This window comes from Adhaeribacter radiodurans, from assembly GCF_014075995.1.
GTDB lineage: Bacteria > Bacteroidota > Bacteroidia > Cytophagales > Hymenobacteraceae > Adhaeribacter > Adhaeribacter radiodurans.
This window is the reverse complement of the sequence record NZ_CP055153.1, coordinates 1305051-1328483: the sequence shown is the minus strand read 5'-3', so window position 1 is coordinate 1328483 and position 23433 is coordinate 1305051. Positions and strand designations below refer to the sequence as shown.

Genomic DNA, 23433 nt, shown 5'->3' with positions numbered 1-23433 from the left:
GGCATTTATTGGCTACTAATTTTTGTATTTAACTAAACTGTATCGGTAAAGCTTTTCTGTACTTTGTTAAAGCTAATAATACCCACAAATAAAATAATTAAACTAACGGCTAAACTATACGCCAGGTAACTCCAGTTAAAAGTACCGGAACCCAGAAAGGCGTACCGAAACGTTTCGACAATGGAACTCATGGGGTTAACTAAAATTAACCATATATACTTTTCGGATAAACTGGAAAGCGGATAAATAACCGGGGTAGCGTACATGAGCAATTGAACGCCAAAAGTCAGCAACATGGCTAAATCGCGGTATTTGGTAGTGAGCGCGCTGAAGATCATACCAAAGCCTAAAGATAAAATTCCCATTACTAAAATGAGTAGGGGCGTAAGGAGAATAAACCAATTAGGCTGAATAGCATCGCCCTGCACCAGGTAATACAACCAAACCACAAAAAATAAAGAAAACTGAATACCAAACCGCACCAGATTAGAAATAACAATAGACAATGGCATCGTCAGGCGCGGGAAATATACTTTCCCAAACATCTGGGCATTGTCTTTAAAAACAGTGGACGTGGAGGTTAGCGTTTGGGCAAAGTAATTCCATATGGTTACGCCTGCCAGGTAAAATACCATCATGGGCAGACCATCGGTGGAGAGCTTGGCTACCCTGCCAAAAATTAAAATAAAAGTAAGGGTAGTTAAAAGAGGCTGTACAAAAAACCAGATGGGCCCCAGAATAGTCTGTTTATAAGTTGCCACAAAATCACGGCGTACAAACAACAGTACCAAATCACGATAACGCCATACATCTTTTAGACCTAAGTCCAGTAAGCGGGTACGCGGCTCAATAATTTCAGTCCACTCCTGCTCTTCGGCTGGCATTGTATTACTAAATTGATTTGAAGTTTTTAATACTTGAGTTGTCTCCACTTATCTTTAATAATCTAACTAATAGAAGCTTCTGTCTTTGTAATTCGGGTGATATCTTTTAAGAACAGCCTTATCTTTATATGATAATCTACTGTATTTTTCCTGCCAGCACAATTAGCTTATTTATAAGAAAACACCTTAACGATTTTGCTGTTTTTTTAGAACTAAACGCCTAAGATTTCAGAATTAGTAATTAAATACTTATACTACTTTCTCGGTGGATGGTTATAAAATATAAAATTACCTATACTTAATAAATTCTTCTAAAAAATATAACTTACAAAAGCAACGCTTCAAAATTGAACTATCACTTTAATTAGGACGCAAAAATACATTTCTACCATCACTTAATAAAGCTTTTTTAGCAAATAGATAGTGAAACTCTATTGCACATTACAGAGAAGAAAGAATTTACTATCAAGAACTTAAAGTATTTATATATAATATAAACATTGTACTTTTCCTAAAATGTATACTTATGTTACTAAACTTTAGAGTAGATAAATAGTAAATGAAACTTTAAAGGCGAAACAGCTTATTGGTAGCTAAGAAAAACTGACAGCAGCTTGACTCCAGAGGGTTGCCATTAGCTCTCTATGAAATATAGACTTTGCTTGCTAGTAAGCGTTTTCTTTGGAGCCTGTGCCAGTCTCCATGCCTTGGTTCATCTTATTTGCTAAGCCTAAGTTAGCCTCCTGGCCGGCGGGCCTCGTTTGGCTTCTTCGCGCGGTGTATCCTTCCTTTCCTCCTGCGTCGGAATGCCTCGTGCCTCGGCACCGGAAGTCTACAAGGCGCTCAAAAGCCAAACTGGTGTTGTTGCCAGTAGCTACCTGGTTCTAGCTATCAGAGATAAAGAATTTAGTAAATCTGCCTCTTCGTGCAAGTGTTAAGCCTAGCGTCACTTGGGTGTAAGAACCTAAATTAGTTTCCTGACTGACGTAAAAAGGCTGGGTTTCCGACAGTCGGGAAACCAATGTTATTAAGTTAAGGATTGACACGTATCATAACCTTTGATCAGATGCTTTAAATCATCACCCTTCCCCTTCAAAGGGGGACTTTTTTCTTTCAATTAGCTCAACGTTATAACATTGGTCGGGAGACGGGCTTTTATCTGTAAGTCACAATTCCCGCTCCGCTAAGATCTGCGCCTGCAAGGTTAACAAAGACCGTAAAAAGAAGACCAGTTAATTAACCCTCGTCCTTTTCGGATGAAGTAAGATTAACGGTAGCTAAGAATAAAGACATCAGTTTGGCTGTGGAGCACCTGCTAGACTTCCGGTACTGCGCAGCAGTATTCCGCAGACGGAGTCGAGGAAAGGAAGGCTAGCGAGTGCAGAAGAGCCTAACGGGGCCCGCCGGCCACGAGGCAAACTGGTTACTTATTGAACAAGATGGAACCATAACATGGAGGCTGGAACAGACTCCAATGATAATCGTTTCTTTTAGAAAAACTTTATTGCCTTTGGAATAATGGATATTACTAAATGATAAGCTACTAGACAAAATAAATATTCATTTTCCCTGGTAGTTAAAAAAACAACCACCCCTACCCCTCCTGAACTTAGGAGAGGAGCTTTTACCTCCAACTTATCCTATATAAGTAGTTATTCGTTATTAGTTGCTCGTTGTTAGTTTAGTAAATTTTTAATGCTCAACCACTTATTATAAATAATAGTCTCACCTAATTTCGTTGAAGTACTTAATTTGTCTTTTCACTTAACTTAGGTGTTCGTATTAGTTTTACTATCTCATTATTTGAAACAAGAATCCTTAAATGCGCTTCTACTGCCCTACCATAAAAATAGCATTGCCAAACATTAATTTACCGCTGTGCCAGAACGCCCGGAACAAGGGGTTGTTGGCTAAGTAAATAATTTGGCCGCGGCCCATTTCCTGGGTACCAAATACAAGGGAGTCTTGCAAACGCTTTTTTACTTTGCTGCCGGTAAAGCCGTTGGCGTAACTATCTTTTTTGAGTACACCCACGTTCCAGCCCTGCTGCATAAAAGGGTAATCGTTTACTTCCTGAATTAAAGCAAAATGGGTAGGTCCGTAACCAAAAGCCAATGGGTGCGAATTATCCAGGGTTACCCGGTAAATGCCGCCTTGCACCAGTTCCGAAAGGGCATTGCGTTCGGCATCGCCGTAGCGTTTCAGGGCACGGTAAGGGTCTTTTTTAAAATCCAGACTATCGGTAAATTTTCTTTTACTTAAGGAAAAATCGCGTTTCCCGGCCAGGTGGGCAGCGGCTCCTTCTAGGGCAATTACTTTTCCGCCAGCGCGCACCCAGGCTTTTAATTGCGTCAAACCTTTTTCATCGAATAAATCGCTGTAACTTCCATCGGGTAATATCAACACATCCAGTTGCTGCCAGGGAACACGGTTAAAGTTTTCGGTAGAGAGAACGGTAACCGGGTAATGAATCTGCTGCTCAAAGAAATACCAGATTTCGCCGAAAGCGGTGGAAGAAATACCATCACCGGCCAATAGGCCAATTTTCGCTTTGCGGACGGAACGCACACTCGTCGAACCAAAATCTACCCCACTGCTCACAAAACCGGTCGGCGAAGACACTAGTTTCACCCCAAAGGAATCGGCCTGCGCTTTTACCAGCACATCAAAGGTAGCATTTAAGCGTGCGTTACCGGTACGGGTAATAATTAAAGTACCCGGTGCGTATTGTTCTCCGGCGGCTTCAAATGCTTTTTCGGAGAAGCGTACTTTTACGTTTTTATTTAACAAAGCCGTTAAAAATTGTAAATCGTTGAGGCTGTTGTATCGCGCCAGGTAAGCGTAAGGTGCTGCGACAGTAGTCGTTGTCGCAGGTTTTAGGGCTACATTTAAAGGTTGCTCCGCTACCTTACTTAACCGGTTTTTTAAACCATAGGCGGGTAATCCGTAGGCGTACGGAATGGCCCAGGAAGTAATATCGTAGGTTAAAGAATCTTCCAGTTTCGTATTCGGGTCAAACAAAACCTTTAGTAAAGTCGATTTTGGTTGGTACAAACTAATTACTAAATCATTGGGTTCAATTTTTAAGTTTTCGGATTTGCCGGTAGAATAGTTAAAACCAAAATTCGAACTTTTTTGAGTAGCGTACCCGTACTTAATTTGTTGCTGGTTAAGGTAAGCGGTTAATTGCTGCATTTTACCGGGTTGTCCCTGCGCTTTTAACACGTAGGTTTTGTAGGTACCTGTAGGATTGGTACGAGCCTGCTGGTAATACTTCTGGTATTCTTGCAGCACTTGTTCCTGATGGTCGGAGGCGGCTTCAATAGTAGCCAGGCTGGCAGCGTAATGGTGCGCAATGCGTTGGCTTAAGGTTAAGGTATCGCCGTCCGTTTTGGTAATGGCACGGCCGGCCCGACCACCGCCGCCTTGCTCGTAGGTCATGGCAATGGCGCCGTTAAAGGTAGGCCAGGTATCGCCGTAACTGGGATAAAGTAAATCGTAGGTTTCGCGGGTAAAGTACAACCAGTTGTTTTTATCGAAGTACTTGCGGTTATTTTCGCCGATAATTTGCTGAAATTGCCGCTGCCAGGGAGTTATGGCTTCGTGAAAAGGTTTGGCAGCCGGCGAAAAATAATAAGGTGCTTCCGGACCCATTTCGTGGAAATCGGCGTGTACCTGCGGCATCCACTGGTTATATACCACAATGCGTTGCTGGGTTTCCTGCTGGGTTTGCCAAGCCCAGTCGCGGTTTAAATCAAATAAATAATGATTGGTCCGGCCACCGGGCCAGGGCTCCTGGTGTTCGCGGGCCAGCGGCGAAACGTTGGGTAATTGATTAGCCACCTGGTTGTACCAATTTGTGTAACGGTCGCGCCCGTCGGGGTTCACGCAAGGGTCTATCAGCACCAGAGTATTTTGCAGCCATTTTTTAATTTCTGGGGTTGAGCCCGTTACCAGGTTGTACAAAACCTGCATCACCGCTTCCGACGATACGGCTTCGTTGCCGTGCACATTATAACTTAACCACACTATGACCGGTTGCTTACCGGTAGCTTGCCCCGGTAATAAGCCAATGCGCTTTAAATTATTTGTCCGGATAACTTCCCGGTTGCTAAAATTTTCTTCCGAAGAAAGCGTAGCTAATAAAAGCGGACGGCCTTCGTAGGTGTGGCCATAGGTTTGCACTTGCATGCGCTGCGGAGCTTGGCCCGCCAGGTATTCCAGGTACCGAACAATCTGGGAATGAGGCGTAAACCGTTCTCCTAAATTATACCCTAAAAATTGCGCGGGTGTTTGAATAGTTTGCGCCAGCAACGGCGCCGAACCCATTAAAACAACTAACCAAAAAAATAATGGGAGTACGCGTAGCCTCATAGATAAACACGATTTTAAGCGAAGTTCGGTAATAAAAGTGGGTCGTAAAAATTTTACTATTTCGTGCTTTACGGCAGCAGGAAGAAAAACAACCTTTTACAGTTAAATCTAAAACCAAGGAACATATAAACGACCTTCCGGAAACAAGTTTAAATTTATAGCTTTCTGTATGGAAAAGTATAGTTTACATCTCCCAAAAAAGGAATGAAAATTCTAAAAAGTAGATTAAGTTTCCAACCTGTTTACTTTCAGGAGCATCTTCGAATTAAAATTTTTGACTCAGGTAATGGTTAGTTATTTACTAAAATTTCCCCAGAACGAAATTCAATTAAGTAACTAAACAAAATCAAATAGCAGTTTCACATTTTAGAAGTTTATCCATTATCGGGTAATTTCCGCCACAATTTGTTCCTTGCAAGCTCCTATAAGGTGGTGAGGACACTACCTTGGGCTAAATTTTTTACTTTTTTTATAGATGCGAAACAGTTTCTAATTCAATATCCTGGACGTTGGAATTGCTGTAATAAGTTATTGATAATAAACTGGTAATTAAAATAGGCCAACTTCTACTATCTTGCTATTGGGGTCTTTTTACTTAATTTTCTGATTGCTGCCATTTTTACATCTAAAGCCGTAATCTTTGGGAATAGTTGGATTCCCTTTTATCTTCAACCAGCGGATACCAGCAAGTCAATCTTGTACTACTCTTGGCAATTACGTCACTAACATAAATGAACGATAATTATAATAACCGGCGTCATTTCTTAAAACAAATTAGTACGCTGGGTGCTTTGGCGGCGGCCGCTCCCGGCTTCGTGCAGGGTATGCCTTTATTAGAAACTACTTTACGTAAAGCGGGCGATAATTTTACGTTTTTGTTTCAGGGCGATTCTATTACCGATGGTAACCGCACGCGCAACAACGATTGGAACCACGTGATGGGGCATGGCTATGCCTATATTATTGCCAGTAAGTTATGGTATGAGTATCCGGCCAAAAATTTTCACTTTTTTAACCGGGGTATTAGCGGCAATAAAATTACCGATTTAGCCTCCCGCTGGCAAACCGATGCACTCGAATTAAAACCTGATGTTTTAAGTATTTTGATCGGTATTAACGATGTTTCGGCTTTTCTGGGCGGTAATCAGAATTTCACGGCCAAACATTACGAAAGCGGCTACCGCGCTTTATTGCAGCAAACCAAACAGCAATTGCCCAACGTGCAACTGGTGCTAGGCGAACCATTTATTTTGCCGGTGGGAAAAGTAAAAGAACAATGGGCCGAATACAGCCGCGAAGTACTGAAACGCCGGGAAATAGTAAAAAAGTTAAGTACCGAATTTCAGGCCGTTTTGGTAGAGTTCCAGAATGCTTTTAACCAAGCTTTAACCAAGGCACCGGCAGAGTACTGGATTTGGGATGGCATTCACCCCATGCCCGCCGGTCACGAATTAATGGCGCGCGAATGGCTAACCCAGGTAAGTAAAAAATTAAAATTTATAAAAGCCTAATAGTTAATAGACACAAGTATTAAGATGTAAGACTTTTGTGTGTTTCCGGAATATGGATACTTTTTACCACTATCTGGATAGCATATATTGTAAATTAATTTTGTTCGGTTACTTAGTAATTGAAAACTAAAGATATTCACTTTAAATTAAATTTTTATTCTCCGTTATAATGAAGACTCTCGTATGTACCTCTCCCGGTCAGTTTGAATATAATCAAGGAAATAAACCCGAATTAACCCCAGGGAATGCTATTATTAAAATAAAGCGTATTGGTGTTTGCGGTACCGATTTGCATGCTTTTGAGGGCACCCAGCCTTATTTTGAGTATCCCCGGATTTTAGGGCACGAGTTAGCTGGCGAATTAGTAGAAATAGATTCTGCTGCAGGTTTTGAAATAGGCGAAGCCGTCACGTTTATTCCGTATTTTAACTGTGGTACCTGTATTGCCTGTCGCAACGGCAAACCCAATTGTTGTTCTTCCCTGAAAGTGTGTGGGGTGCATGCCCACGGCGGCATGGTGGAGTATTTATCGGTACCTTCCTCCACTCTCATTCACGGTGACGGCTTAAGTTTTGATGAACTGGCATTAATTGAACCCCTGGCCATAGGAGCGCACGGAGTTAGACGTGCAGCCGTACAACCTGGTGAATTTGTATTAATAATCGGGGCTGGCCCGATTGGTTTAGGAACGATGGAATTTGCCCGGATTGCCGGCGGAAAAGTAATTGCCTTGGATATAAACGAGGAACGCCTGCAATTTTGTCGGGAGAAGTTACAAATACCTTATACTATAAACGCACTGCAGGCCAACGTACCCGAACAACTCGCTCAAATAACCAACCACGACATGCCCACGGTAGTAATAGATGCTACGGGTAATCTTAAAGCTATTAATAATGCTTTTCAATACATGGCCCACGGTGCCCGTTACGTGCTGATTGGTTTACAAAAAGGAGACATCAGTTTCAGCCACCCGGAGTTTCATAAGCGCGAAGCCACTTTAATGAGTAGCCGCAATGCTACCCGCCAGGATTTTGAAACCGTGGTAGCCGCCATAAAAAGCGGATTAGTAAATCCTACAACCTACATTACCCATCGCGTTTTATTTAACCAGGTGAAAGACGAATTCCAAAGCTGGCTCAACCCAGCCACGGGCGTAGTAAAAGCAGTAATAGAAATGGAGTAAGCCAACAACTTCCCGAACATAGCTAAACTATTATTCACCGTTTAATTGTAACTAATGGAGTTTATCAAAAAGTATAGGTTACTTTTATTAATAGTTCTACTAACATCCGGCAAGGCCTTTGCCCAGCAAGATTTAAAATTATGGTACCAGCAACCAGCTAAAATCTGGACCGATGCGCTACCGGTGGGAAATGGCCGCTTAGGGGCAATGGTTTACGGGCGGGTGTCAGAAGAACTAATTCATTTAAACGAAGAAACCTTGTGGTCGGGCGGGCCCGCTAATTTAAACCCCAACCCCGAAGCGCCTAAATATTTACCGCAAATACGAGAAGCCTTGTTTAAGGAAGATTATAAAACGGCCGAAGAACTTTGCAAGAAAATGCAGGGCTTGTACACGGAATCGTATATGCCTTTAGGCGACCTACTTATTAAACATAATTTCACCACCGAACCATCCGGTTACTACCGCGATTTAGATATTTCGAAGGCCATTGCAACTACCCGCTTTAAAATAAATACTACCCAATATACTCAGGAAGTCTTAGCTTCTGCCCCCGACCAGATTATTCTTATTCGGCTGCGTTCCGATAAAAAAGGCCAGCTTAATTTTGATGCCACTACCAAAAGCTTAATTCAATTTCGGAATGCCGCCAGTAGCCAAAACGAGTTGGTAATGAAAGGCGAAGCTCCCAGCCACGCCGACCCGAATTATGTAAATTACAATCCCGAACCGGTTGTGTACGATGCCGCCGACAATTGCCGAGGCATGCGCTACGAACTCCGGATAAAAGCTAAAAATAAAGATGGTAAAGTAACCACAGATGCAACCGGAATCCACGTGAGCAACGCCACCGAAGTAGTATTATATATTTCGGCAGCTACTAGCTTTAACGGTTTTGATAAATGTCCGGATAAAGACGGCAAAGATGAAGCGGCATTAGCCCAAGGCTACCTGAATAAAGCTTACTCTAAAGATTTCGACAGCATTCGTAAAGCACACATTAAAGATTACCAGAATTATTTTAACCGGGTAAGTCTATCGCTCAACAACAACCCGCCGGTAAATACACCCACCTTGGAACGGCTGATGCAGTATACCGATGGCGCCGCTGATCCGGCTCTGGAAGCCCTGTATTTTCAATACGGCCGGTATTTACTTATTTCCAGCTCACGACCCGGTGGTATTCCGGCTAACCTGCAAGGTATCTGGAACCCCATCCTGCGGGCACCCTGGAGCAGTAACTTTACCACCAACATAAACGTGCAAATGAATTACTGGCCCGCCGAAATGGTGAATCTATCAGAATTACACACGCCTTTAGTAGATTTTATTAAGCAAACGGCCATTACGGGAAAGCAAACCGCTAAAAACTTTTATAACGCCAAAGGTTGGGCCGTTCATCATAATTCCGACATCTGGGCCACCTCTAACCCGGTTGGGGATTTAGGTAAAGGTAGTCCGTCGTGGGCGAACTGGGCTTTGGGTAGCCCTTGGCTCAGCCAGCATTTATGGGAGCATTACAGTTATACCAACGACCAAAATTATTTAAAAAATACGGCCTATCCGCTCATGAAAGAAGCCGCTCTTTTTTGCATGGATTGGCTCGTGGAAGATAAAAACGGGCATTTAGTAACTGCTCCAGCTTCTTCGCCCGAAAATATTTTTATTGACGATAGCGGCCATAAAGGCAGCATCTCGGTGGCTACCACCATGGACATGGAAATAATCTGGGACTTATTTACCAACGTTATGGAAGCTTCGGAGAAATTAGGTATTGATGCTGATTTCAGAAAGGTAATTGCGGATAAACGGGCTAAGTTATTTCCGTTGCAGATTGGTAAAAATGGTAATTTACAGGAATGGTACAAAGACTGGGAAGACGAAGACCCGCACCACCGCCACGTATCGCATTTATTTGGCTTGCACCCCGGCCGCCAGATTTCGCCGATTACCACGCCTACATTTGCCGAAGCCGCCCGCAAAACTTTAGAGTCACGCGGCGACGAAGGCACCGGCTGGAGCATTGCCTGGAAAATTAATTTTTGGGCGCGCTTACACGATGGCAACCATGCTTATAAGCTAATCCGTAATTTACTGCGCCTTACCGGGGTTGAAGGAACGGAATATGCGAAGGGTGGCGGCTCTTATTCTAATTTATTTTGCGCTCATCCGCCCTTCCAAATCGACGGTAATTTCGGGGGAGTTTCAGGAATGGGCGAAATGCTCCTGCAAAGCCATGCCGGCTTTATCCACTTATTGCCCGCCATCCCGGACAATTGGAAAGAGGGAAAAGTAACCGGCCTACGCGCCCGGGGCGGTTTTGAAGTAGATATGGAATGGGAAAATAATAAACTGGTAAGCACTACCATCCGCAGCATTAACGGTACTTCTACCAAGGTACGATACGGCGAAAAGGTAATTGATTTAAATCTGAAACCAGGGCAATCTAAAAAGCTAAATAATAACCTGGGAAGTTAAAGTAGCTTTTATTTAATCCTATATACCTATATATTCTTAAGTACCACTATGGCGCGGAAGTTACTTCTGCGCCTTATTTCCTTTTTCTAACAATAGATGCTTTTTTTTGATAAGATAATTGGAAGTCACGGAAGTAACTTCCGCGCCATAGTGGGTATATTAAATTAATTTTGTCCCTTAATTTAAACTTTAAAACCTTGAAAAGATATTGCTTAGCCCTCGACCTGCACGATGACCCCAAGATGATTGCCGAATACGAGCATTGGCATAAACCCGGCAACGATCGACCGGGCATAAAGCAAAGTATTCGGGATGCAGGTATTACCAACATGGAAATTTACCGCATTGGTGCCCGCCTTTTTATGATTATGGATACGAATGAAACCTTCAGCTTTGAACGCAAAGCGGCCATGGATGCGGCGAACGAATTGGTGCAGGATTGGGAAGAATTTGTGGGGCAGTTTCAAAAACCAGTACCCGGTGCTAAGTCCGGAGAGAAATGGGCTTTAATGAATAAGGTATTTCAGTTATAAAATACGTTTTAATTGTTGGTATTCTGTGGAGGCTGTTCCAGTCTCCAGGCTGCGGTGCTATCTAGTTTGAACCGGCTGAGTTTTGCCTCATGGCCGGCGGGTCTCGTTTGGCTCTTTCGGGCGGTTTAGCGAACCTTGGCTCACTCCGTTGCGCCATGCCTCCTACGTCGGCACCGGAACGCTAAAAGGCCCTCAACAGCCAAACTGGTGTCTTTGCTAGTAGCTACCGTTAATCTTACTTTGGCCGAAAATGAAGATGGTTAATTAACTTGTCTTCATTTACTGTCTTTGTTAACCTTGCTAGCGCAAGTCTTAGCGGAGCGGGACTTGTGGCTTACAGACATAAGCCAGTCTCCCGACTGGCGGAAACCAGGCCATTTTACGTCAGTCAGGAGACTGACTTAGGTTCTTACGGTTAATTTTTAAAACAATGCAGGCACAAGTGTTTTCGCTCGTATCTACTTTAAGGTTGGCCCTTGGCCGGGAACACCTATAGATTTTAGTTACGAGAATGCAAATCAAAACCCTACCGGCCAGAGACCGGACAATGAGCAACACGAGCGAGGACGCTCGCGTTATTCAAAGTAATACCTGCATTTAACAATAAAACGGAACATCTCTACCTCTACGAATTACACTTAAGATACCAGTATAAAAAATAAGGGAGTAGCAAGAATAGCAGTAACTAAGAACAAACGAGACCAGTTTGACTTCTTCGCGCCTTGTAGACTTTCGGTGCCGAGGCACGAGGCATTCCGACGAAGGAGGAAAGAAAGGATACACCGCGCGAAGAAGTCAAACGAGGCCCGCCGGCCAGGAGGCGAACTGGTTACTTGTCAAATCGCATTAGCACCGCCCCCTGGAGGCTAGAAAAGATTCTAAAAGTGAACAGGAATTCACCCCACAAAATAAAGGGCCAGCTATCATGCCGGCCCTTTATTCTTATTTGTTGCCTTTCGGCATTAAAAACTTTTACTTACTAGCTTGTATACCATGATAAGGGGCATTAATTGTAATTTTACCCGCCCATTTTTTGGGTATTGGTTTGCCTGCTGCCCAGTGAATGCTATTAATTACCAATCGCTGCACTGGTTCTATATCGAAATCTTCCGGATGGCCCAGAGTGGTCATAAAAAATTTACTACCGAAGGAGTTGGTGCCGGTCCAGGCTACTGGATTCTCTACGTCTTCCTTATCCGGATTAACGGCGTGCCCCATTAATAACCAGGTAGAGCCTTTTTTCGGGTAATCGGGTAATACCCGGTATAACCAGGAACGGGCATGAAAATTACCCTGAACACCGGTAAGAATAGGGTTTTTAGCTTCTTTGGGAATAATACTTACATCCGTACTGGATTCGTGCCCGTAATGAGTATGCTTGGCTGCTCCGCCCCAACCCGGAGGCGCGTTAAAAACCATTTCCCCGAAAGCATTCCATTTTTCGAGTTCATGCCCTTTGGGGTAGTTAAACGCATGGGTTGTAGTCCGGAAGCCAATTACCGGTTTGCCGGATTTCAAATAATTTTCGATGTGCTGCACCTGGTCAGCCGGTAACCGTCGCCAACGTAAAAAAAACACCGCTACATCGGCGTCTTTTAAAGCCTCTAATCCAGGAATATTTTCTTCGGAATTTTGATCGGGCGATGCTTTTAAAACTTTGGTCCGGAAGCCGTAATTTTTTTCGAGTTCGGCGGCAATAGCGGGCATAGTTAATTCACCGCTATACTCGTGGTCGCCGGTAACAAATACAATTAAGGGCTTTTTAGCCTTACCTTTAGTTTGAGCACAAGCGTAAAAAGTAAACTGGAACAATAAGCTGAAAAGAAGAACCAGGTATTTTATATTTTTCAAATTTTTCATAAACCGCAAATAAGAGGCTAAATCTATTTTGTACTAAGTTATTTAACGCGAGTTGTATAAATTATACTTCATACAACTCGCGTTTTCATTTATTTTTTAAATTAAGTTTCCTGAGCTGGCCGGTGTCATTCAGTGAAATATAACGAGTACTCTCCCTTAAGATAGAGTTTGTAACTTCCGAAAGTCAAAGACTTCTGTTTGTCTTTAAAGCACCCGTGCCGATTCACTGAACACGGGCGCTAGATAAAGGACAATTTTTACTCATCTCCCACTAAGTTAATATATTACCCAAGTCATTTTTACCGTGCAACGAGTAATGAATAACCAACAAAAAAAATAATTACTGAACTCCGTTTTCCAGGGGATGTTGCTTGAGTAATTCCTCTGGAGAAAAAAAACCAGTTTTATCTTTAATGCTTGCCCGTACCATTTTTACTTTTTCCGGGGTTACCGCCGACGCTTTGTTACCAAAAGAATTACGCACGTAGGTTATTACCGCGGCTACTTCTTCGTCTTTCAGCATACCACCAAAAGGAGTCATGGGAACCTGGCCGGGGAATTTTTTACCTTGTACTTCTATGGGGCCTTGCATTCCTTTTAAAACAATTTTAATCATACGTTCCTCACTACCCAGTACCCAGTTGGTGCCAGCCAGCGGGGGGAAACCAGAAGAAGCCAAGCCTTTGCCATCGGGTTGGTGGCAGGTACCGCAGAATCCGTCGCGGGCATAAATTTCTTTGCCTTTGATAAGCAAGTCCCGCTCCGCGCCTTTTAAATCGGTTTTCACTACTTCCTCTTTTTTCTTCTCTACTTCGCGGCCATTCAGGTGGGCTACGGCAGTTTCGTGCGCGTGAATCATCCAGTTATCCAATGGCTTTTTAGCGGCTTCGGCCAGAATAGGCAAACCTTTTTCTTTATCGAGCCACGAGGCAGCCACAATGGCTTCTAAACGTACCCGGCCGTGTTCGTCGCGGGCAGCTTGCATTAATAAATCGGCTTGATTAGGTACCTGATGACCGGTATAACGCACTACGCGAACCGCCGCCGCCCGGGCATGGTAATCTTTGGCTTGCAGCAACTGCTTTAATAAATCCTGATCTACTTTGTTCATGCCCCAGCTTACCCATAAACCTTCGAGTAAGTGGTGTTCGTACTTCGGATCGTTTTTATCTAATTTAGCAGTCCAGGTTTTTAAATGCGAAAGAACTTCCGCCACATCCCGGCCCCGTAGTTCCCGACGGGTACGGTAACGGGTACGGTATTCCGGTAATTTTAAGTTTTCCAATAACTCGTCTATGGTGGCACCAGCTACTTTAGCGGGTTGCACCAATGGCCGACCAGGATACGTGATGCGGTAAATACGGCCGTGTACGTGGTCGCGCAGCGGGTCGCGGGCATTGTGCTGCATGTGCCCAATTAATACATTATGCCAGTCGGCTACGTACAAAGAACCATCCGGGGCAAATTCCATATCTACGGGCCGGAAATTTCGGTCTTCGGATACTACCAAGTCTTGCTTGTGCTTGCTAATGTAACCGGTGCCATCGTCTTTTAAGGAATGCTGTTTAGTACCTAAAAAACCAATGGTATTGTTAATAATCATATCCCCTTGCATATCATCCGGAAAATGCCGGCTCGAAATAAATTCCAGACCAGAGGTTGGCCGTACGCGGTGCTTGTCTTCGATCAACTGTTCGGATTTGTGCGTCGCCACGCCGTAACGTGATTTCACGCTGCCGGGCATCATCCAGCGCACATCCGGGCTGGAAGTCTCGGCGAAGAAGTTTTGCCCCCAATCATCAAAAGCAATGCCCCACGGGTTTGGGATAGAAAGCTGAGCGGTGCGCTCTAACTGGCGGCGCTGCGGATTGTAGCGGTAAAAACCACCATTAGTAGCTCGTACCGGACCATACGACGTTTCAACGTTGGTATGCAGAAAAACACCCTCACCCATGTAAATAGCGCCGGATGGATCCAAAGTATACGTGTGATGTGCGTGGTGCGTATCGTGGTCATCGAAACCACTCAGAAGAATTTCCCGCACGTCGGCTTTATCGTCACCGTTGGTGTCTTTAAAAAGCATCATGTTGGTACCCTGCGAAATATAAACCCCCTCTGGTGCCAACTCAAAACCAACCGGTAAATGCAAGCCATCGGCAAAAGTAGTTTGTTTATCGGCTTTGCCGTCGTTATTGGTATCTTCCAGGATGATAATTTTATCATTTGGTTTTTTATCACCGGGCTTGTAATGGGGGTAAGTTGGCATGGTGGCTACCCACAAACGGCCTTTATTATCGAAAGTAATCTGGCAGGGGTTCGCTAAATCAGTAAACTCTTTTTCGGAAGCAAACATTTCGATTTTATAGCCCGGCGCTACTTTTAGCTTGTTTACCGCATCTTGTCCGTACAGGTATTCCGTGCTGCCGTTTTTTTCGGGGTTATAGTTGGTGGGTACCGGTGGCAATTCAGAAGTCTTCTGGTCGGCAGCGGCCACATCCATTTTTTGTCCTTTCACCGCTTGCCAAACTGCCTGATCGCGGATAACGGTCATTTCCCGGATCTTTTTTAATTCGGCCGGATAGTTCTGCGGACCGAAAGGATCGTAGCGGCGGCCGTATACGTGCACTCCGTTCGGAATCTTCAAATCGTTGTGCCACATCCAGTTTTTCTCCATTACGGCAGCGTGTACCAGGGCCCGGTTTTTTTCGTTTTTAATTGCTACTTTACCAAAAACCTGATCTGCGAGCAATTTACCAAAGCGGGCATAACCACCATCGGTCAACTGGGAGCCATCAATGGTTAAAAATTCCTCTGTGTTATCGTACCAGCCTTTAGTGGGGGTAAAAGCATTTACGAAAAGCACCTTGTTTTTAGCGGCTACTTCTTTCATGGCCTCGGTGTACAAAGCCAGGTTTACGTTTTCCTGTTTGCCATTGGGCAGATCGTATTTACCGGACAAATCTTCGAAGGCAATAGGCGAAACCAGGGCGAGTTGAGGTGCTGTTTTGCCGTTGTATTTTTGTTTTAAAGTATGTTTCACGAAGGCATCCAGTTCGGCTTTGTAATTTTCCAGGCCTTTCTTTCCTTCAAATGATTCGTTGTAGCCAAAAAAAGCAATAATAATATCAGCTTTATGCCGGGTTATCCACTCGTCGGGGGTTTCGTAAAAACCCTGACTATCGGAGTTATGCGCTAATTCGGTCTGGAATTTTTCGGCTCCCGGAAAGGCCCACGGCGATACCCGCCCGGAATGGGGTCGGAACCCGGGAGTATTGCCCCCATCGCACATATTACGGATATAAAGCTGATTGTCCGGGTACCGTAATTGCATTTCGGTCTCAAAATGGCCGAAGTTCATCATGCGGGAGCCCAGATTATTGCCAACTAAAATAATATGGGATCCTTTGTTAACTTTTATCGGGGTAGAATTAGATTGGGTAAACTGAAGCGTTAAGAGCGCTATTACTACCAGCCCCAAACTGGTAAGCACTAACCTGAAACTTCCTTTTCTAATAATTTTCATTTACTATTTTATTTATCTAAAAATATGAATTCTATTCCGGATTCCGCAGCATTCTACTTTTAATTGTAGATAAATGCTCCCATTAACCTATCCTGCACTATCCTGTTTTTCCTTTTACTACCTTTTATAATCAGGCAAACCAATAAGAGTAATTATCAACCGGTGGTATTATAGGAGAATCCGGCAAGAAAGGGTTGAGCACCAGTTCTTGCCGGATTGACTTGAAAACTAATTCTGATTTACTTTTTTAATAACCTGTGTTCTGAACTAGATTTTTATTGTTCCGGATTTCGGCGGTTGGAATCGGGAATAAAAGTTCCCGATCTTTTAATACCGGGCCGTACGAGAACTGGTGGCCTACGTAGTCGTCAAAATTCCCGGTTTTTACATTAAAGGCTTTGCGCAGACGTACCATATCAAACCAGGTTTTATTCTCGTAGCTCAGCTCATGCCATTTTTCGCGCCAGGTAGCTTCCCGGAACGCTTGCTGGTTTAAGCCTTGTAATTCCGGCAACTCGGCTCTTCTTCTTATTTGGTTAATAGCTTCGTAGGCTTCTGCAGTGGGTCCGCCCGATGCTTCATTGGCTGCTTCGGCATAGATTAATAAAACCTCGGCATAACGCATTAACATCCAGTTTAAGCCGCTGCTGGTAGTTTCCAATTGGGCTTTGGGATCGAAGAACTTATAAATAAAGTAACCACCTAAATTGATGTTCGAATTCCGGTCGCTGCTCAGGCTGTATTCGTTAAAGTAAAATTCTTTTTCCCTGGTACGTTTGTCGCCGGGTTCATACGTCTGAATAAAATCGGTATTGGCATAGATAGCCCCGGTTTCGTCGGAGTAGGCAGAAATACCTTTGTTGTACGGAATAATAGAGGTTTGCCAGCCCGAAGCCATAATAAAGGGAGCAAATTGCACCATAAAAATGTGTTCGCCGGTATTTTCGGTAGCTTCGTTGTGCAAGTCGTTATAAGAAGTAAACAGGCTGTAGGCATTAGAGGTGATAACCTCCTGGGCTTTGTCGGCTGCTTTTTTATAATATTCTGCCCCTTTCTGTAAAGGATACCCGGCCATAGTCAGGTACACGCTGGATAGTAATGATTTAATGGCTCCGGTAGTTACTTTTCCAGTTTTATCGGTAATGGGCAAACCAGCCGCTTCGGCCGCAACCAGATCATCTACAATTAATTTATAGGTTTCTTCTTCGGTAGCTTTAGGCGGGTATAATGCTTCTGAATTTAAATCAATCGGCTCGGTAATTAAAGGAATTGCCCCAAATATCCGTACCAGGTTAAAATAATAATACGCCCGTAAGAACCTGGCTTCGCCAAGTAACTTGGCTTTTTGGGCTTCGTCCATGGTTATGTTGGGAATATTTTTAATTGCCAGGTTGGCATTAGCAATACCCCTGAAGCTGCTGGTCCAGTAAGTTCCGCCGTACGAATTATCCGAATTGTTAGCCAGGTTACGAACGTTAATACTGTTTTGGGCTTGCCCTAAATCGGTGTTGGCAAGTCCGGTAGCAAATTCCAGCATCATCCAGGGAGCGCCATTAAAACCACCACCGGTAGTGGACCTTAAATCGGCGTATATAGCGTTTACGATACTTTCGGCATGTTTTGGTTTAGTAAAATAAGTATTCTGAGTAAAATTAGACTGGTCGGTTTCTTCCAGAAAATCATCACAACTGGTACTAAAAAGTAGTAAGGAAATGCCTAGAACTGAATGACTGATATATTTTTTAACGATGCTATTCATAACAGATGTTTTAAACGGATTAAATTAAAAACCAAGATTAAGACCAACCATAAACACGCGAGGTTTTGGATAATCATATAAGGCCAAACCCTGATCGAAGGTACCACCCGAGGTAGCTACTTCCGGATCATATCCTTCGTACTTGGTAATCAGGAAGAAATTCTGCAGCGAGGCATACACCCGCAACCGGCTGATGCGCAGTTTTTCGGTTACCCCTGCGTTAAAATTATACCCAAATAGTAAATTTCTGCCCCGGATAAAATCAGCATCTTGTACCCGGTGGCTATCATCAAAGGTATCGTAACCGGCTGGAATGGGGCGCCATTGCGCAATGTCGGTGTTTTGGTTTTCGGGGGTCCAGGCGTTTAATACGGTGGCAAAACTGTTGGCAATACCCTGGCGGTCTTCGGAGGAGTGTTGGCTGGCCAGAGAAACATCATTGCCGTACATAAACTGTAAATCGAGCGTTAAATCAAAGTTTTTATACTTAAAGGTGTTGATTAAAGCACCAAAGCCATCTGGAATACCTTTACCAATAATCACCCGGTCCCGGTCGTTAATTTGTCCGTCGTTGTTTACATCCTGGTATTTTACGTCGCCGGGTAAGCGTAAATATTTGGCAGCCTGGTCGGCTTCGGCGGTGCTCCAGGTTCCCTGACGTACGTAGCCAAAGAACGAACCTACCGGTTCACCTTCCCGGATAATGCCGCGGCCGGAAAAAATATCATCGCCGCCAGTTAGAGCCAATACTTTATTTTTGTTGATAGAAATATTAAAGTTAGTGTTCCAGGTAAAACTACCAGTAGAAATATTTACCGTATTCAGCCCGAATTCAATTCCTCTGTTCTCCATGCTGCCCACATTGCGGGTAACGGTGGTATAGCCGCTGCTTGAAGGTACAGGAGCGCTTAACAGCATATTGGTGGTTTTCTTGCGGTACACATCCACTTCCAGCGCAATCCGGTTGCTAAACAAACCTAACTCCAAACCGGCATCTACCTGATACGTTTTTTCCCATTGTAAATTTGGATTGGCTAAGCGGCTTACGCCTACCCCAATAGTACGGGTACCATTAAAAATAACCTCGTAGTTGCCCATTCCGGCTTCGGCCTGGTAAGCGTTAATTTCGGAGTTACCCGTTACCCCGTAGCTGGTACGTAATTTTAAATCCGATATAGCGGGCGTGCCTTTCAGGAAGTTTTCTTCCGATACGCGCCAGGCTAAAGCAGCTGAAGGGAAAAAGGCATACCGGTTTTCTGAACCAAATTTAGAAGACCCATCGGCCCGACCGGTAAGCGTTACTAAATACTTATCTTTTAAGCTGTAATTTACCCGTCCGAAATAAGAATTAAGGCCATACGCAGTAGTACCGGAAGTAGGTGCCACGGCGGTTGCGCCGGCTCCTAAGTTATTATACCCAAAATAATCATCCTGAAAATTCTGCGACTGTGCCCGGGCGGTAAACACATCTACGTGCTGCCACGACAAACCTAATAAGCCAGTAATGGAATGGTTAGTAGATATTTTTTTATTGTAAGTTAGATAATTTTCGAACTGCCACGAATTATGCCGCTGGTTTTGTACGTACGCCACGCCGCCTTGGTCTTGGGAAATATAGTTCAGTTCCCGGCCGCCGTAGTAATTAATGCCCTGGTTGATTATATTGGTTCCCAGTACCGTTCTTAGCTCCAAGTCTTTGGTTATTTGGATATTGGTGTATAAGTTACCTAAGGTGTTTTGGGTTTTAAGAATATATCTCCGTTCTGCTCCAACTTGTAAAGGATTGTCGCCCCCTTCCATACCCGGATAATCGGCATTGCCGGCCCAGGTTCCATTCGGATATTTGATTGGAATAATAGGAAGGGCTTCCAGAACCTGACGCATGAAAGTGATACCACCTTCGCCTTGCAAATCCAGTTGCTTTTCCTGCTGATCGTTATAACCCAACGAGCCGCCTACTTTTAACCAATCTTTAATCTGACTATCGAAAACAAAACGGCCAGAATAACGCTTCAGCCACGAATCGCGCATTACGCCATCTTCGTTGCGGTAGCCCAGGTAAGCGCCAAAGCTGGATTTATCGGTGCCACCGGTAAATGATAACTGATGGTTTTGGGTAGTAGCTTTTTGAGAGGCTTCTTTTTGCCAATCGGTATCGTACAAGGGCCGGCCATTGGCATCAAACAGCAAAGGATTAGTTCGTTTCGTTTTAGGGTCAACGTATTTGCCGGCCGCCCAACCTTCGGGGTCATATTTTTCGGCGTTCTGGTAGGCTACGTCTTCTACATGTAAAAATTCTTCTGAATTTAATAAATCAAGCTTACGGGTAAGGGTACCTACGCTGAAATAGGTGTCGTAATTTACCCGTCCGCCGTCTTTGCTACCCCGCTTAGTGGTTACCAGAATAACGCCGTTAGCACCCCGGGCTCCATAAATAGCCGTAGCCGAAGCATCTTTTAATACTTCAATAGAAGCAATATCGTTGGGGTTCATGTAATCAATCGGTGACGTACCATTGCCTAAATTAGTAACGTTCAGAATAACGCCATCTACCACATAAAGTGGGTTATTGGTAACACTCACCGAAGTATTTCCCCGGATCCGGATATTGGCGGCTCCACCGGGCCGGCCGGAGTTTATTGACACATTAGCTCCGGGCACTCTACCAGCTAAAGCCTGGGTAAGATTAGCCGAAGGTCGTTCTTCCAGCGCTTCCGCTTTCACCGAGGCAACGGCACCCGTTACGTCCGATTTTTTTTGAGTTCCATAGCCTATTACTACTACTTCTTCTAATGCTTTGGTATCGGCCGCTAAGGTTATGTTAATGGTAGTTCTATTATTAATAGGAATCTCCTGCGTTAAATAACCCACAAAAGAAGCACTAAGTGTACCATTCCCATTGGGCACGTTTAAAGAAAAACTACCACCAGCATCGGTAGTGGTACCATTGGTAGTACCTTTCACCAGGATTGTAACTCCTGGTAAAGCTTCTCCTTTTTCATCGGCAACTTTTCCGGTAACAGTAGCAGTTTGGGCCAGAAGGTTGGTAATGGAGAAGAAAAAGAGGGGAAGAATAAAAATAAGTTTCAACTTTCTAAGTATTAGGTACTGCATAGACGTAAGTGTTTTTAGGTGGAACATGTGGAATTTTTTACTATTTATATTCAGATAGCCATAGCCTTAATATTAGCGATTAGAAGGATCCTTTACTCTCTGTTAGAGCAGGTTAATAATCTTGAAATTACAGGCATTGTTAGCTCGCACTATCCTGTTGTGTCCGGTACCTACTTGTCTGAAATTTAAAAATTTCAACAAAATGCCACTGCCACTACTATTTACTAGTCTATTATGGTAAGATCGTGGATAATGATTTTAAGAAAGGGCTTAATTTTTTTATAAGTTTTAAAACAGGTAATAAGATTAGCTGGAGAAGCTGTTCTTACAGTTGAAGGGAGGTATCCTGAATTTTAATTGTTTAGATAAGTACTCTTAGATTATGTGGCCCTATATGGCCCTAAAAAGTAATTGTAAACTATTTCCAATGCACACATTTTAAATTACAGCTTCTCGTCCGTAACAGAAAAGCTATCCTAATTTTTGACATTCGGAGAAATGCGCTTTTAATTAATCAATTTAATAAATTCAAGTGTTTAAATCTTATTCAAGGCAATTCAGCTTAAGTGAAAGCAGGTAACTTATACCACTATAGTATAAACCCTATACCATAAAATTTGAATAAAAGGTTTTTCCGTGGAGCCTTTTCAAGTCTCCATTTTCCTGTTCCATCTTGTTTTAACCGGCTGAGTTTGCCTCATGGCCGGCGGGCCTCGTTTGGCTCTTTCGGGCAGTTTAGCGAACCTTGGCTCGTTGCACTGCGCCATGCTGCTGCGCAGCACCGGAACGCTAAAAGGCCCTCAACAGCCAAACTGGTATTTCTTGCGTGTAGCGCCGGATATTGCTACTACTTATTAACTCCTTTAGTTATTTTAAAAATATTGCAAGCTCCCCTCCTATTTTAGGAGGGGCAGAGGTGGTAAAAAATTGTAACTTAATCTAAGTCATCAACTGTAGAAAATTAGTAATCACTACATAGTAAATAGAAAAAGCCAGTAAAACAAGAATGGCTTTAGCTACCACGTAATGACACCAGTTTAGCTATGGAGCACCTGCTAAGCTTCCGGTACTGCGCAGCAGTATTCCGCTGACGGAGTCAAGGAAAGGAAGGATAGCGAGTGCTCCATAGCCAAACGAAGCCCGCCGGCCATGAGGCAAACTTAGGCCGTTGAATCGCATCAGCACCTGATTCTGGAGACTGGAACAGGCTCCAAAGAAAAAAGTAAACGCTACTAGGTATTTCAAAGAGTTTAAGCCTATACTTTACCTTAGCTCTCTATGGAATAATGTTTAAACAATCGGGTATTATTTCCAAAATATTCGTATTTGCCTCTTATTTACTATTTTTGTTTCCTTTTACATTTTTTACTTTACTATGTCGGGTTCTGAATTTGAATTATTACTACAACGTGCGCTACATACAGCACAACCTAATTTGTTTGATCAACCCGTAGCAACGGTATTTCAAAGTTTTGACCGGGTTGAAAGCCGCTCTCGCCAAGGCGGGCCGGCAAACACTGAATTACACTTTAGTTTTGAGAAAATTCGGTTGGGCGTAGCAATTGCATTAATGCAAATATTTACCGACCTGGGCGGCGAGGAAGTAAGCGCGAATGTTTTATCTGTCTTAAAAAAAGCCGCCAAAGCTACCAGCATTGGTCAAATTGATAGTATTATTCAAAAAGAAAATAAAGTTTTCGATAAGCTTTTCCAGAATTTATACACCAACACCGAAGGTGAATTAATTCTGGATTTATTTGCCCGTGCCCTGGAAGCCGACTCCCGCCGGGAAATGGGCCAGATTGTAAAAGAAACCTTACGGGCTTTAGAAACTTTAGAATTTCCGTCGGATGAAGATGAATAAGAATTAATTACACCGACCAGGAAAATCTTAAAAACCATTCTACTTGTGGCATTCCTTGCTAACAGCAACTAATCTTTTTAACAAGTTATTTGATTCTAACTAAACTGCCTGAGAGAACACGTGCAGCGCACTTAAATTAGGTTGATTTAGGTAATAACAGTATCTTATAATTGATAATTTAATTGACTTGGGCCACGGAGGTTCCCTGAATAAATTAGGAGAAGAAAACAAATGCAGGGGCCTACTTTAAAAACAGCTACAATCTTAAAAAAATAACCTATCTTCCTTTTTTTACTAATTCATCATCTAATTTATTTTTCTTTAAAGCTTATTATATTTCTATTTTA

Annotated in this window: 13 protein-coding genes; 6 read left to right on the top strand and 7 right to left on the bottom strand. The window is 43.4% G+C overall.

Annotation, left to right across the window (positions count from 1 at the left end; all coding sequences use genetic code 11):
* Positions 1-32: 32 nt before the first annotated feature.
* Together HUW48_RS05670 and HUW48_RS05665 are read right to left on the bottom strand one after the other, a co-directional pair.
* Positions 33-884, bottom strand: a complete 852-nt coding sequence (locus HUW48_RS05670; protein ID WP_182414753.1) for an ABC transporter permease — start codon at positions 882-884, stop codon at positions 33-35.
* A 1830-nt stretch (positions 885-2714) separates the two neighbouring features.
* Positions 2715-5258, bottom strand: coding sequence for a M14 metallopeptidase family protein (locus tag HUW48_RS05665; RefSeq protein ID WP_182414752.1), 2544 nt, complete (start codon positions 5256-5258; stop codon positions 2715-2717).
* 731 nt (positions 5259-5989) lie between these two features.
* Here HUW48_RS05665 and HUW48_RS05660 point away from each other — a divergent pair.
* The 4 genes from HUW48_RS05660 (at position 5990) to HUW48_RS05645 (ending at position 10966) form a co-directional block, all read left to right on the top strand.
* The gene (locus tag HUW48_RS05660) at positions 5990-6769 is read left to right on the top strand and encodes an SGNH/GDSL hydrolase family protein (RefSeq protein ID WP_182414751.1); all 780 of its coding nucleotides are present in this window, start codon (positions 5990-5992) and stop codon (positions 6767-6769) included.
* 169 nt (positions 6770-6938) lie between these two features.
* Positions 6939-7955 carry a zinc-binding alcohol dehydrogenase family protein gene (locus tag HUW48_RS05655; protein ID WP_182414750.1) on the top strand — a complete coding sequence of 339 codons (1017 nt, stop codon included), beginning with the start codon at positions 6939-6941 and terminating at the stop codon, positions 7953-7955.
* 54 nt (positions 7956-8009) lie between these two features.
* Positions 8010-10433, top strand: a complete 2424-nt coding sequence (locus HUW48_RS05650) for a glycoside hydrolase family 95 protein (RefSeq protein ID WP_182414749.1) — start codon at positions 8010-8012, stop codon at positions 10431-10433.
* 197 nt (positions 10434-10630) lie between these two features.
* Complete coding sequence (locus HUW48_RS05645) at positions 10631-10966, top strand: L-rhamnose mutarotase (RefSeq protein WP_182414748.1); 336 nt, start codon at positions 10631-10633, stop codon at positions 10964-10966.
* Between the two features lie 972 nt (positions 10967-11938).
* Here the strand turns inward: HUW48_RS05645 and HUW48_RS05640 are convergent.
* The 4 genes from HUW48_RS05640 to HUW48_RS05625 all read right to left on the bottom strand — a co-directional run bounded on the left by HUW48_RS05640 (position 11939) and on the right by HUW48_RS05625 (position 21222).
* Positions 11939-12826 carry a ThuA domain-containing protein gene (locus HUW48_RS05640; protein WP_182414747.1) on the bottom strand — a complete coding sequence of 296 codons (888 nt, stop codon included), beginning with the start codon at positions 12824-12826 and terminating at the stop codon, positions 11939-11941.
* A gap of 340 nt (positions 12827-13166) precedes the next feature.
* Positions 13167-16349, bottom strand: coding sequence for a PVC-type heme-binding CxxCH protein (locus HUW48_RS05635; RefSeq protein ID WP_182414746.1), 3183 nt, complete (start codon positions 16347-16349; stop codon positions 13167-13169).
* A 247-nt stretch (positions 16350-16596) separates the two neighbouring features.
* On the bottom strand, positions 16597-18108 hold the full coding sequence (locus HUW48_RS05630; protein WP_182414745.1) for a RagB/SusD family nutrient uptake outer membrane protein: 1512 nt from the start codon (positions 18106-18108) through the stop codon (positions 16597-16599).
* A 24-nt stretch (positions 18109-18132) separates the two neighbouring features.
* Entirely contained in the window at positions 18133-21222 is a 3090-nt protein-coding gene (locus HUW48_RS05625; protein WP_182414744.1) for a SusC/RagA family TonB-linked outer membrane protein, read from the bottom strand.
* A 699-nt stretch (positions 21223-21921) separates the two neighbouring features.
* Between HUW48_RS05625 and HUW48_RS05620 the strand changes: the two genes are divergently transcribed.
* On the top strand, positions 21922-22080 hold the full coding sequence (locus tag HUW48_RS05620) for a hypothetical protein (protein WP_182414743.1): 159 nt from the start codon (positions 21922-21924) through the stop codon (positions 22078-22080).
* 183 nt (positions 22081-22263) lie between these two features.
* On the opposite strand, the gene HUW48_RS05615 is transcribed toward HUW48_RS05620, so the two are convergent.
* Positions 22264-22467, bottom strand: coding sequence for a hypothetical protein (locus HUW48_RS05615; protein WP_182414742.1), 204 nt, complete (start codon positions 22465-22467; stop codon positions 22264-22266).
* Positions 22468-22597: 130 nt separating this feature from the next.
* On the opposite strand from HUW48_RS05615, the gene HUW48_RS05610 reads away from it, so the two are divergent.
* On the top strand, positions 22598-23086 hold the full coding sequence (locus HUW48_RS05610; RefSeq protein WP_182414741.1) for a hypothetical protein: 489 nt from the start codon (positions 22598-22600) through the stop codon (positions 23084-23086).
* Positions 23087-23433: the final 347 nt, after the last annotated feature.

Bases quoted from the DNA above. Each gene is read 5' to 3' on its own strand.
- HUW48_RS05635 (WP_182414746.1), bottom strand. From the start codon at position 16,349: ATGAAAATTATTAGAAAAGGAAGTTTCAGGTTAGTGCTTACCAGTTTG.
- HUW48_RS05655 (WP_182414750.1), top strand. From the start codon at position 6,939: ATGAAGACTCTCGTATGTACCTCTCCCGGTCAGTTTGAATATAATCAA.
- HUW48_RS05630 (WP_182414745.1), bottom strand. From the start codon at position 18,108: ATGAATAGCATCGTTAAAAAATATATCAGTCATTCAGTTCTAGGCATT.
- HUW48_RS05625 (WP_182414744.1), bottom strand. From the start codon at position 21,222: ATGCAGTACCTAATACTTAGAAAGTTGAAACTTATTTTTATTCTTCCC.
- HUW48_RS05670 (WP_182414753.1), bottom strand. From the start codon at position 884: ATGCCAGCCGAAGAGCAGGAGTGGACTGAAATTATTGAGCCGCGTACC.
- HUW48_RS05610 (WP_182414741.1), top strand. From the start codon at position 22,598: ATGTCGGGTTCTGAATTTGAATTATTACTACAACGTGCGCTACATACA.
- HUW48_RS05665 (WP_182414752.1), bottom strand. From the start codon at position 5,258: ATGAGGCTACGCGTACTCCCATTATTTTTTTGGTTAGTTGTTTTAATG.
- HUW48_RS05620 (WP_182414743.1), top strand. From the start codon at position 21,922: ATGGCCGGCGGGCCTCGTTTGGCTCTTTCGGGCAGTTTAGCGAACCTT.
- HUW48_RS05640 (WP_182414747.1), bottom strand. From the start codon at position 12,826: ATGAAAAATTTGAAAAATATAAAATACCTGGTTCTTCTTTTCAGCTTA.
- HUW48_RS05660 (WP_182414751.1), top strand. From the start codon at position 5,990: ATGAACGATAATTATAATAACCGGCGTCATTTCTTAAAACAAATTAGT.
- HUW48_RS05650 (WP_182414749.1), top strand. From the start codon at position 8,010: ATGGAGTTTATCAAAAAGTATAGGTTACTTTTATTAATAGTTCTACTA.